The organism is Nocardia sp. NPDC059764 (genome assembly GCF_042732555.1).
In the GTDB taxonomy this organism is placed as follows: domain Bacteria; phylum Actinomycetota; class Actinomycetes; order Mycobacteriales; family Mycobacteriaceae; genus Nocardia.
Genome location: NZ_JBHWHH010000070.1, coordinates 21,951 through 33,647, shown reverse-complemented (window position 1 = coordinate 33,647; position 11,697 = coordinate 21,951). Strand labels below are relative to the sequence as shown.

13 protein-coding genes are annotated in these 11,697 nt (G+C 68.1%); 8 read left to right on the top strand and 5 right to left on the bottom strand.

Annotated features, from left to right (window positions below):
- The 8 genes from ACFV4K_RS17635 to ACFV4K_RS17600 all read left to right on the top strand — a co-directional run.
- Nucleotides 1–842: SDR family NAD(P)-dependent oxidoreductase (locus ACFV4K_RS17635; RefSeq protein WP_379275989.1), on the top strand; the 842-nt coding region annotated here is incomplete at its 5' end.
- A 316-nt stretch (nt 843–1,158) separates the two neighbouring features.
- The gene (locus ACFV4K_RS17630; protein WP_379275987.1) at nt 1,159–1,554 is read left to right on the top strand and encodes a hypothetical protein; all 396 of its coding nucleotides are present in this window, start codon (nt 1,159–1,161) and stop codon (nt 1,552–1,554) included.
- A gap of 84 nt (nt 1,555–1,638) precedes the next feature.
- Nucleotides 1,639–2,490, top strand: coding sequence for an SGNH/GDSL hydrolase family protein (locus tag ACFV4K_RS17625; protein ID WP_379275985.1), 852 nt, complete (start codon nt 1,639–1,641; stop codon nt 2,488–2,490).
- A 175-nt stretch (nt 2,491–2,665) separates the two neighbouring features.
- Nucleotides 2,666–3,058, top strand: a complete 393-nt coding sequence (locus tag ACFV4K_RS17620; RefSeq protein WP_379275983.1) for a hypothetical protein — start codon at nt 2,666–2,668, stop codon at nt 3,056–3,058.
- 38 nt (nt 3,059–3,096) lie between these two features.
- Nucleotides 3,097–4,002, top strand: coding sequence for an SGNH/GDSL hydrolase family protein (locus tag ACFV4K_RS17615; protein ID WP_379275981.1), 906 nt, complete (start codon nt 3,097–3,099; stop codon nt 4,000–4,002).
- A complete protein-coding gene (locus ACFV4K_RS17610; RefSeq protein ID WP_379275979.1) occupies nt 3,999–5,339 on the top strand; it encodes an acyltransferase family protein in 1,341 nt (446 codons plus the stop codon). The genes ACFV4K_RS17615 and ACFV4K_RS17610 overlap by 4 nt, the downstream gene beginning before the upstream one ends.
- A gap of 96 nt (nt 5,340–5,435) precedes the next feature.
- Nucleotides 5,436–6,971 (top strand): alkaline phosphatase family protein, encoded by a 1,536-nt coding sequence (locus tag ACFV4K_RS17605; protein WP_379275977.1) that lies wholly within the window; start codon nt 5,436–5,438, stop codon nt 6,969–6,971.
- Between the two features lie 119 nt (nt 6,972–7,090).
- Entirely contained in the window at nt 7,091–7,741 is a 651-nt protein-coding gene (locus ACFV4K_RS17600) for a hypothetical protein (protein WP_379275975.1), read from the top strand.
- Between the two features lie 186 nt (nt 7,742–7,927).
- Here the strand turns inward: ACFV4K_RS17600 and ACFV4K_RS17595 are convergent, their stop codons facing one another.
- The 5 genes from ACFV4K_RS17595 to narH all read right to left on the bottom strand — a co-directional run bounded on the left by ACFV4K_RS17595 (nt 7,928) and on the right by narH (nt 11,682).
- Entirely contained in the window at nt 7,928–8,233 is a 306-nt protein-coding gene (locus ACFV4K_RS17595) for a hypothetical protein (protein WP_379275974.1), read from the bottom strand.
- 107 nt (nt 8,234–8,340) lie between these two features.
- A complete protein-coding gene (gene narI, locus ACFV4K_RS17590; protein ID WP_379275972.1) occupies nt 8,341–9,075 on the bottom strand; it encodes a respiratory nitrate reductase subunit gamma in 735 nt (244 codons plus the stop codon).
- Nucleotides 9,072–9,779, bottom strand: a complete 708-nt coding sequence (gene narJ, locus ACFV4K_RS17585; RefSeq protein ID WP_379275970.1) for a nitrate reductase molybdenum cofactor assembly chaperone — start codon at nt 9,777–9,779, stop codon at nt 9,072–9,074. The genes narI and narJ overlap by 4 nt, the downstream gene beginning before the upstream one ends.
- Complete coding sequence (locus tag ACFV4K_RS17580) at nt 9,776–9,970, bottom strand: hypothetical protein (RefSeq protein WP_379275969.1); 195 nt, start codon at nt 9,968–9,970, stop codon at nt 9,776–9,778. Before ACFV4K_RS17580 ends, narJ begins: the two co-directional genes overlap by 4 nt.
- Nucleotides 9,967–11,682 carry a nitrate reductase subunit beta gene (gene narH, locus ACFV4K_RS17575; RefSeq protein WP_379275995.1) on the bottom strand — a complete coding sequence of 572 codons (1,716 nt, stop codon included), beginning with the start codon at nt 11,680–11,682 and terminating at the stop codon, nt 9,967–9,969. Before narH ends, ACFV4K_RS17580 begins: the two co-directional genes overlap by 4 nt.
- Nucleotides 11,683–11,697: the final 15 nt, after the last annotated feature.

The window sequence follows — 11,697 nt, the reverse complement described above, 5'->3', positions numbered from 1 at the left end:
GTCTCGGAGCCGAGACCGCCCGTGCCCTCGCGGCCGCCGGCGCCACGGTCCTGCTCGCCGCGCGCAATACCGCCGCGGCGGGCACGGTCGCGGCCGGGCTCCGTGAGCGGCTTCCCAGTGCGACAGTCGATGTCGTGGGGCTGGACCTGAGCGATCTCGGCAGCGTCCGCGCGGCCGTGCGGGCCGTCGCCGAGCGCGCGCCCGCGCTGCACCTCCTGATCAACAACGCCGGGGTGATGTACACGCCGTTCGGCCGCACCGCCGACGGCTTCGAATCGCAGTTCGGCACCAACCATCTCGGCCACTTCGCCCTCACCACCGGTCTGCTGCCCGCGCTGTCGGCGGGTGCGGACCGGTCCGGTGTCGCGAGCCGCGTCGTCACGGTGTCCTCGGCGGCGCATCACGCGTACCCGGCCGACCTCGACGACCCGAACTTCGAGCGCCGCGAGTACGACAAGTTCGCGAGCTACGGGCAATCCAAGTCCGCGAACATCCTGATGACGGTGGAACTGGCGGCCCGAGGCGCGGAGCGGGGCATCCACGCCTACGCCGTGCACCCGGGCGTGTGCGCCACCGACCTGTCCCGGCACATGTCCCGCGAGGACTTCGCCGAGATGCGCAAACTCACCTCCCGCAATCCCTCGGCCGTGACCGCCCTGAAGACGATCCCGGAAGCGGCCGCGACCTCGGTCCTGGCGGCGACCGCCCCCGATCTGACCGCGCACTCGGGCGGCTACCTCGCGGATTGCGCTGTCGCCCAGGCCAGTCCGCACGCCACCGACCCGGCCACCGCCGCGGCCCTGTGGGGGCTCTCCGAACGCCTCATCGCCCCGTCGTCGTAGGTCGGTCGAAACCGGTCCCGGCCCGTGAACCTCCCGTCGACGGTCGCGATCCCGGACTGGTTCCGCGGCGCGCCGAGGGGTCCGGGGCTCGCTGGGGGGTAGCCCCGGACCACTGGGTGGGATAGTTTCGGGTGCCGACCGACTGGAACCGGTGGTTGCGGGTACGGTTTGCCTGATCAAGGCGGAACGGATCCGAAGCCCCCAGTAGTCGGGGCCAGTTTTCCGAATCCGGGCGGGTGGGGGTGGCTGGTTTTGTACACTCCCCGCTGAAGTGAACATCTATCACTTCAGTTTTGAGCTCCGATTCGAGGTACTGATGAAGTCTGCTACACCAGGGGTGTTCGCCGTTCGTGCCGCCGCGGCAGTGCTCGGCGGGGCGTTGTTGTTCGCGGGGGTCACGGGGTGCGGCAGCGACAAGTCCTCAGAGGGCTCACCGACCGGTGGTGCGGTGGTGTCGTCGGCGGTGAAGGCCACGGGCGCGCCCGCGCCCACCACCACGGCCGCCGCTCCCGCGCCCGCGGAGTCTCGCGCGCCGGAGCCCGCGGCCACCGAACCGGCCGCCCCGCAGCCCGTCGCGCCGGAAGCCCCCGCGCCGCAGCCGGTCGCCCCGCAACCGGTGGCGCCCAAGCCCGCTCCGCAGGTCGAGCAGCCCGCGAAGCCCGCCCCGCCCACCCTGGACGCGCCGGGCTTCGAACCCCGCGCCGGATACTGAGAGAGCTGGACTAGTCAGTTGCTGGGCAAGAATGGACGGTGGCTGTGTGCTGCCGTCGTCGCGGTGGCGGCCTCGGTCTCCGCGATGAGTACCACCCCCGCCGGCGCCGATCCGGGCGCCGGGGGCAGAGAGCTTGTGACTCTGGGCGATTCGTTCTCGGCGAACGCCTGGGACTTCATGGACGCGGACAACTCCTGCAATCGGCACGGGCGCACCGCCTGGCCGGTGCAGCTGGCCGAGCTGATGGGCGTGCACGGCACCGACCGGGTGTCGGACCCGTCCTGCCCCGGTTCGTCGATCGACAGCGGCCCGGGCTGGACCATGGCCCAGCAGGCGCAGAAGGCCGACAAGGAAGGCGCGTTCGGTCCCAAGACCAAGCTGGTGACGCTGCAGTTCAGCCTCAACGACAAGTGGGGCGGGAACGACCAGACGTTGTGGGGGTCGTTGCAGAAGTGCGTGTTCAACCTTCAACTCGGCTGTGACCCCGAGGCCGTCGACGAGAACCGCTTCCCCGACTACAACGGGGTCTCCGGCGCGCTGATGGCCAAGCGCATGAGCAATGCCGTCACCTACATCAAGTACTACGCGCCGAACGCGAAGATCGTCCTCGTCGGTTACCCGGAGCTGTTCACGCCGGGCACCAGCACGGTCTGCCTGAGCATCGGCGGCGTCGCACCCTTCATCCAGTCGCGCGGTCGCGCGGTGGTCGAGTACTTCGACCGCATCGACAAGGCGGAGCGAGAAGCCGCCCAACTACTCGGGATCGAGTTCCTCGATGCCCGCGGGCTCACCACCGGTCATGGGCTCTGCTCGTCGCAGCCGTGGCTGAACGGTGTGTTCGACCCCCGGACAGATCTCGACGGTCTGTTCTTCCATCCGTCCACCCAGGGTGACACCGTCGTCGCCCGTGCCATCTACGACCGCTACGGTCACTGACCGTGTGCACAGTCGGTTATCGACGGTTTGTCCGTCGGTAGCTGCTCGTCGAGTCTGCTGGTTGCGCAGGGGTTTTGCGGTTTGCCGAACCCCTGTCGCGGCTCTCGCAGCCTCTTGTACACTCCGCGCAAAAGTGAAAAATCCGCAGTTCAATTTGCGATACGAGGGTTCCAACATGAACATCCGCATCACCGGCAAGTCGACCGCTCGCGCCACCATGGCCGCTATCGGTTCCGTCCTGCTCATCGGTGGCCTCGCTGCGTGTGGCAGCGACAAGGCCACCGACTCGCCCGCCACCACGACCACCTCCGTGGTCGCCCCGGCGAGCAGCTCGGCCGCTCCCGCGAGCAGCGCGGCCCCCGCGCCCGCCGCCCCGCCGGCCACCACCGAGGCCCCCAAGGCCGAGGCCCCCGCCCCGGCGCCCGCGCCGCAGGTCGAGGCCCCCGCGCCGCAGCAGGTCGCGCCGCAGCCGGTCGCGCCCAAGCCCGCGCCGCAGGTCGAAGCGCCCGCCAAGCCTGCGCCGCCGACGCTGGACGCCCCCGGCTTCGAGCCTCGCGCAGGGTACTGACGCACCAGCGCAGGTTCTGAAAGACGGAGATAGAGCACGTGTCGGGAAACAACGGACGGTGGCTGTGCGCCGCGGTGATGGCAGTCGCCGCGGCCATGGCGGGAACTTCGGGGGCACAGGCGGATTCGACTCCGCAAGGTAGAGAACTGGTCATTCTGGGTGACTCGTTCACCGCGAACGGGTGGGACCCGCTGGGACAGGACAAGACCTGTCAGCACGGCGCCACCGCCTGGCCGGCGCAGCTGCAGGACCGCTTGGGCCTGCGCGGCGACGGACAGGTGTGGAACCAGTCCTGCCCGGGCGCGTCGATCGACACCGGGAACGGCTACATCCTGAAGGTCCAGGCGAGCAACGCCGACAAGGCGGGCGCGTTCGGTCCGAAGACGAAGCTGGTCACCCTGCAGTTCGGTCTCAACGATGTGTGGGGCGACTCCACGAAGTCGCCGTGGGACTCGATGCAGGCCTGCTTCTACGACCCCGCGGGCGGCTGTGGGGCCGACGCGGTGGCCGACGGCCGGATGGCCGACCCGAAGAACGTGACCGGCGCCGAGTACGCCGCACGGATCAGCAAGGTCGTCGCCTACGTCCGGTATTACGCCCCGAACGCGCGCATCGTGATCGTCGGGTATCCGGAGTTGTTCACGCCCGGCCAGGACGCGATCTGCTTCGACATCGCCGGTCTCGAGATCGGCCAGCCCAAGGGCCGCACGGTCGTCGACTACCTCGATCGATTCGATCAGGCGCAGCGGGAAGCCGCGGCCCTGTTGAAGATCGAGTACCTCGACAGCCGGGCGCTCACCCGCGGGCACGGGCTGTGCACACCCGACCAGTGGGTCAACGGCGTGTTCGACCCGAAAGTCAATGTCGCCGGTCTGCCGTTCCATCCGGCTCCGCAGGGCGACGCCGTGATTGCCAACGCCCTGCAGGAGAGGTACGCCCGATGACCCGACCACCCGAAGTCGTGCCCGGCACGCGGGAGGATCCCACCGCGCTCGCGGTGGAGTCCTTCTCCGCCCAACTGATCCAACCGGCGCCCGCGGCCCGCCCTGTCGAAACCTCCGCGCCCGCCGTCGAATCCGTCATCGAACGCGCCGCCCGGGTCCGCCCGCCGCTGCCGTCGCTGACCGGCGCGCGCTGGTGGGCGGCGTTCGCGGTGTTCGTGCTGCACGCGCTGGTGTTCCTGCCGGTGTACCCGTTCCAGAAGTCCGAGATGTTCCGGAACATCCACGCGTGGATTCCGATGCAGCTCGGCGCGGCGGGTGTGACCTTCTTCTTCGTGCTGTCGGGCTTCATCATCTACTGGTCGTTCCGGCCGGGCATGGCGAAGGGCGCGTTCTATCGCCGTCGCGTGCTGAAGATCTACCCGTCGCATCTGCTGGCGGCCGCGGCGTTCATCGTGGTGGCGAGCGTGCCGCTGCACCGCGCGGTGGTGTGGGTGCCGAACCTGCTGCTGGTGCACACCTACGTGCCGAAGTGGACCACGGTCGGCGGTCTGAACGTGCCGTCCTGGTCGCTGGCCGCGGAAATGCTGTTCTACCTGAGCTTCCCGCTGGTGCTGCCGCTGATCATGAAGATCCCCACGCGCCGGCTGGTGCTGGCGGCGGCGGTCCTGCTGCTGGGCATCGCCGCCCTGCACACCTCGTACTTCCTGTTCTTCGACGGCCCCAAGGGCATCGCGAACGCGTTCGCGCCGCGGCTGGTCCCCGGCACCACGTCGCCGTACTACGAGCTGCACGCCTCCCCGGCGTGGTTCCAGCAGGCGAACATCCCGGTGTCGCTGTCGTATTGGCTGAGCTACACCTTCCCGCTGTCGCGCCTGCCGGAGTTCTTCCTCGGCGTGCTGGCCGCGCGCATGGTGCTGGAAGGCAAGTGGCGCAACACCAACCTGCTGTGGCCGATGGTCGCGCTGACCATCTCGTACGCGTTGACCTGGGTCGTGCCGGTGAACTACAAGATGTCGGTCCTGATGCTGGCCCCGATGACCGCGGTGGTCGCCACCATGGCGAACCGTGACCTGCACGGCATCGGCAAGGTCAATTCCCATCCGCGCATGGTGTGGCTGGGCAATATCTCCTTCGCGTTCTATCTGATCCAGTTCCCGGTCATGGTGCTGATCACCCGATACCTGATCGGCGGCAAGGAGTTCGGCGTCGTCGGCTGGGCGGGCTTCGCGGTGCTGAGCCTGGTGGTGTCGACGGTGATCGCGGCGGCGCTCTACCACTGGGTGGACCTGCCGATCATGAACAACTGGGCCCGCTCCAAGAAGAAGCCCGCCAAGTAAACGGTGTTCACCGCCCGGCCATGACAGGTCGGGCGGCTGGACATCTGAAACGTGTTCCATTCGGGTCGTATTTGTAACGACCCGTAAGGAATACCTATGCGCCACAATGGCGTTCGACAACACCTCGGCAAGGTCCTCGCCCTCTCGGCGGCGGCCGCGCTGTCCGTCCTGAGCGGCTCGGCCGTCACCCCCACCGTGGCGCAGGCCGCGGTCACCAGCCCGAACCTGATCGTGGACAGCGATGCCGAAGCGGTGGCGCAGTGCTCGCCCAAGGGCCTCGACGGTATGACGCTGCCGGGCTGGAGGATCGTCAAGGGTGAGCCGAACGCGGTGTGCTACGGGCAGTCCGGCTGGCCCGGCCCGTCTTCCACGGGCCCCTCGAACCGGGGCTCGAAGTTCTTCACCGGCGGCGGCACCGGCAACTCCGAGATCGATCAGACCATCGATGTCTCGGGCGCGGCCGCGGCCATCGACGGCGGCGGGGTGAGCTTCGACCTGAGCGGCTGGCTGGGCGGCTACGGCGCGCAGATGGACAAGGCCGGTCTCACCGCGACCTTCCTCAACGGGTCGGGAGGCAAGCTGGGGTCGGCCGATGCCGGCAGCGTGAGCAGCATCGACCGCGGCTTCAATACCGAACTGCTGCAGCGTGATGCGAAGGGCACCCTGCCCAAGGGCACCCGCGCGGTCACGGTCGATGTGTACTTCACCTGGACCAACGGCGACACCACCGACGGCTACGCCGACAACCTGTCGTTCACCATCGGCGCACCGCTGCCCGCCCCGGCGCTGACCGCACCCGCCACCACGGTCCCCGGCTACGACCACGTCTTCATGGTCTACCTGGAGAACCAGGACTACGACGGCCTCACCGGCATCATCGGCAATTCCGCTGCCCCCTATATCAACAGCCTGCGGTCCAAGGGCGCGACGCTGACCCAGTCCTACGCGACCACCCATCCCAGCGATCCGAACTACGTCGCCCTGGCGGCGGGCGGACTGTACGGGCTGGTCGACAACAGCGTCACCACCACGACCTTGAACGCCCGGCACATCGGCAACAGCGCGGACGCGGCGGGCAAGACCTGGAAGGGATACGCCGAGGACGCCAACGGCAACTGCGACCAGACCGCGCACGGCGAGTACTACCAGGACGACCTGCCGTTCCTGTACTTCCAGAACATGAAGTCCGATCCGGGCTACTGCGCCGCGCACCTGCAGCCCCTCACCCAGATGACGACCGATCTGCAATCCGCGGCCACCACACCGAATTTCGTGTGGTTCGCGGCCAACGAGTGCCACAACATGGAGGGCTGCGGCGTCGCCTCGGGTGACAGCTGGCTCGGCGCGACCGTGCCCGCGATCCTGAACTCCCCGGCCTGGAAGCAGCAGCGCTCGCTGCTGATCGTGACCTTCGACGAGGGCTTCGCCAAGCTCTTCGGCCCGCTGTACCCGAACCGGGTCCCGACCATCGTGCTCGGCTCACAGAATTCGGTGAAGGCGGGCTTCGACAGTTCTCAGCGCACCGACCAGTACGGCCTGCTCCGCACCATCGACACCGCACTGGGCCTGCAACCGCTCACCAACAACGACCGCTACGCGGCCACGGTGAACGACATCTATTCCGGCCACTGATGATCCGCCCGCGCAGGCCCACCCGGGGCCTGCGCGGCGTGTTCCCATGCGACGCGCCGCGTCCTCGGCGTATGCGCGTAGTGCGGGATTCTGTCGGTTCTCGCCGCTAATCTGCGGGGATGGTCAAACCGGAATCGGCATTGCGGCGCTTGATGCGTGATACAGGGAAATTGTTGCAGCCGTACGGTTTCGAGGGCGCGGAGCCCACCTGGGTGCGGGTGCTGCCGGGCGGTGTCGCCACCGTCGCGCGGACACGGACATTCCGGACGTTCACGGGTGGGCGGCAGGTGTTGCGGTTCGGTCTGGGCGCGTGGGCGACGCCGGCGGCGTGGCAGGAGTTCCGGATGTGGCGCAGCGAGCGCCACGGACTGCGTCCGCTCGCGATCGAGGCGGCCGCCGGTCCAGGCCTGCTTCCCGGCGAGGGCCTGCCGGCCGAGTCGGACGAGCTGTGGTCGCTGCGGCTGGACCCGTACCAGCCCGGTCACGTCCAGCCGGAGGACATCGACGCCATTCGCGCCGAACTGCCCCGCCGCGTACACGCCCACGCCCGCCGCGCCCTGCGCCTGCTGGAGCCGGACAGCTACCTCGAAGAGCTACTGGCCCAGCCGAATCCGCGTATCGACACCTGGGAGGCGATCGTGGTCCTGCTCGCCGAGCACGGGCCGGACGCCCGGCTGAACGCGGCCCTGGACCGGCTGCGGGACCAGCCCGGCACTCAGGACGTCATGGAGTTCATCGCCGCTCGCACCCTGTCGAGCCGGTCCGCGTAGAAGAACACCCGCCCGCAGCCGATGCAGAGGAGGGCGAGCAGGTCCGACAGGGGCCGCCCGCCATTGCGCCGGACCAGATACATATCCATGCTGCCGCTCACCAGGACCCGGCGTTCACCGCAGTCGGGGCAGGGCGTTTCCTGTGGCGTAACCCGCTCGGGCTCGGAATTTTTTGAGAGCACCCGGCTATTGTCGCCCGGCCGACTTCTGATATTCGCGCCAGGCCTTCTGCGTGTCGGTGAGTTTCGGCTTCGGCGTGCGATTGCGGAAGTAATTCACCACCATCACGACAGGCAGGATGAACGCCTGGAAGAAGATCAGGTAGGAGTCGCCGTCGAAGAGGAAGGCGAGGTAGAAGGCGTAGCCGAGGTAGACCGCGCCGAAGATGGCGTCGACGCTGCGCGTCGTGGTGCTCTGGCCCTCTCGGACCGCCGCCAGCGCCAGCATGATCACCCCGCTGAGCGCGAGCAGGCCGACATACCAATTGAACATGTAATCCCCCGAGGACAATTCGAGCCCGGCCAGTCGCCTGGGCCGGGCCGAACGATAACACCGGTAGAAACCGGGCGCCATCGACTATTCGATGAACGCCCGGTGTCTCAGCGGCGCGGAATGACCGGGGTTTCCCAGGCCTTCGAATAGCGCTTCTTGTCGGCGGACTTGTCGGGCTTGCTGCGGTAGACCACATACGGCCGGAACAGGTAGCCCACCGGTGCGGAGAACATGTGCACCAGGCGGGTGTAGGGCCAGAAGCCGATGAGCGCGAGCACGACCAGCCCGTGCAGCTGGAAGGTCCAGGGCGTGCCGACCATGAGTTCCGGCTCGGGGTGCCCGGTGAAGATGCTGCGGAACCACGGGGACACGGTCTCGCGGTAGTTGTAGGTGCCCCACAGCAGGTTGCTGCCCCAGGTATTGAGCAGGCCGGTGACCAGGGCGGCGGTCAGCAGGACATACATGACCTTGTCGTTGACGGTGGTGGCCTGGCGTACGGCGGACACCGTCAGGCGGCGGTAGGTCAGGATGGCGACGCCGATGATGACCGCCAGCCCCGCGACCGAACCCGCGGACACCGCGACCACGTGGTACGCCTCCTCGGAGATGCCGAGGGCGTTGGTCCACGACTCCGGGACGAGCACGCCGAGCACGTGACCGCCGATCACGCCCAGCATGCCGAAGTGGAACAGCGGGCTGCCCAGCTTCAGCAGTCGCGACTCGTGGATCTGCGACGACCGTGTGGTCCAGCCGAACTGGTCGGTGCGGTAGCGGTACAGGTGGCCCAGCACGAACGAGGTGAAGGCGATGTAGGGGAGCATCAGCCAGAGCGCGGAGCTCATCGGCGGGCCTCCGTTCCGGAGAAGGCGAGCGGGTCCATGGCGAAGGGGTCGAGGCCGACCTCGGCGGCGGTGCCGCCGAATCCAACACTGTCTTCGGGCGGGCCCTGGGCGGCGAGTTCGGCGATGCGCCGGCGGTCGGCGGTGGTGACCGGTGGCAGGGTCGCCACCACCGACGCCAGCACCCCGGCGTAGGGAGATCCGCTGTCGGAAAGCGACAACCGCAGCAGTTCCAGGACCGGGACGTGTTCGCCCAGCAGCCGTTCGCCGCCGATCGGGTCGACGGTGGCGGCGAATTCGAGCAGCACGGGCAGGTGGTCGGGCAGTTCCTCGTCGCCGAGTTCGACCCCGGCGTGCCGGTAGGCGTGCTTGAACCGCAGCAGCGCCATCCCGCGTTTACGGGTGTCCCCGTAGGCGTAGAAGGTCAGGTGCAGGCTGGCCCGGCGGCGCATGTCGAAGGTCTCGACGTACTCCTGGGCCAGGGCGATCGGGTCGCCGGTGCGCAGGTGGGTGAGAAACCCGGAAAGCAGCGGGCGCACCGAGTCCGGCAGTTCCGCGGCGGCGGCGTCGAGTTCGTCGAGCAGCGAGAGGGTCTGCGCGTTCGGGTAGTCCAGCAGCAGCGCGCTCAGCCGCCACACCAGCCGCCGGTCCCGGTCGCTCAGGGCGACGGCGGGCTGGGGGCGGCGGCGCAGTTTCAGCAGGCTCATCGCGATGCCTCGGTGGATTCCGATGCGGCGCCACCGGTTTCGGAGTTGGCGTCGAGCTCGTCGATCAGCGCGCGGGTGCGCGGGTGCGGGTAGTCCAGCGACAGCGCGTCCCGCCGCCACACCTCACGCCGATCGTTGTCGTTCGCGGCGACGGCGGGTACGGAACGCCACCGCAGTCCGAGCAGGTTCATCGCGCCGCTCCCGTCGGTTCGGGCTCGATCGATTCGGTGTCGACGGCCGCCGGCTCCGGTGCGGGGGTGTGGTGCCCATTTCCATTGGCTCCGTTGCCATGACCGACGGCGCCGTTGCCGTTGGCGGACGTGGGCACCAGCCCGCTGGTGCTCTTGCCGTCCCAGTTGAGCAGGTTGATCCGGTTGGACTTCTGCTCGGGTGCGGCGGCACCGTTGGTATCGGTGAGGTGGAACTTGTCGGCCATGTAGTCGAAGGCCGTCATACCCGGGCCGCCGTCGGTGTCCAGGGAGCAGCCGGTGGCGAGCGAATCCAGTTCGTGCGCTTTGGATGTCGCGCCGGAGGGGATCACGTAGCGGTGCTCGTACTTGGCGATGGCGAGCAGCCGGTACATGGCCTCGATCTCCTCGGGCTCCAGGCCGACCGCGTCCGGGATGGACAGGTCGGGCTCCTGGCCGAGGTTGATCGAGCGCATGAACGACCGCATGCCCGCCAGCCGCTGCAACGAGGCGCGCACCGGGCCGATCTCACCGGCGGTGAACAGTTCGGCCAGGTACTCCAACGGAATTCGCAGCGCGTCGATCGCTCCGAACAGGTTGTTGTGGTTCTCGCCGTCGTGCCCGGTCCGGGTGAGGGTGTCGACCACCGGCGACAGCGGCGGCACGTACCAGACCATCGGCATGGTGCGGTATTCCGGATGCAGCGGCAGCGCGATCTGGTAGTCGACGATCAGCTTGTAGACCGGCGAATCCTGCGCGGCGGCAATCCATTCCGGGGAGATCCCGGCCCGTTCGGCCTCGGCGATGACGCGCGGGTCGTGCGGGTTGAGGAACACGCCCAGCTGCGACGGGTACAGATCCTGGTCGTTCTCGACCGAGGCGGCCTCGAGCACCTTGTCGGCGTCGTAGAGCATGACGCCGATGTAGCGCAGTCGGCCGACGCAGGTCTCCGAGCACACGGTCGGGATGCCGACTTCCACCCGCGGGTAGCAGAAAGTGCATTTCTCCGCTTTGCCCGTCTTGTGGTTGAAGTAGATCTTCTTGTACGGGCAGCCGGTGACGCACTGCCGCCAGCCGCGGCACTTGTCCTGATCCACGAGCACGATGCCGTCCTCGGCGCGCTTGTAGATCGCGCCGGAGGGGCAGGACGCCGCGCAGGACGGGTTGAGGCAGTGCTCGCAGATGCGCGGCAGGTAGAACATGAAGGTCTCTTCGAACTCCAGTTTCACCTGCTCGGACAGCTTGGCCAGCAGCGGATCCTTGGCGACCTGCTCGGGACCCGAACCCAGCGAGTCGTCCCAGTTCGCGCCCCAGGTGACCTTGGTGTCCTCACCGGTGATCAGCGACTTGGGCTTGGCCACCGGCGTGGTGTCCATCTGCGGGGCGGACAGCAGGTTCTCGTAGTCGTAGCTCCACGGGTCGTAGTAGTCCGACACGGTGGGCAGGTCCGGGTTGGCGAAGATATTGAGCAGCCGTTTCATCCGGGAGCCGGACTTGAGCGTGAGGCGGCCCTTCTTGTCGAGGGTCCACCCGCCCTTCCACTTCTCCTGGTCCTCGTAACGCCGCGGATAACCCTGTCCCGGACGGGTTTCCACATTGTTGAACCACACGTACTCGGTGCCCGCGCGGTTGGTCCAGGCCTGCTTGCAGGTGACGCTGCAGGTGTGGCAGCCGATGCACTTGTCCAGGTTCATGACCATGGCGAGCTGAGCCATGACGCGCATATCAGT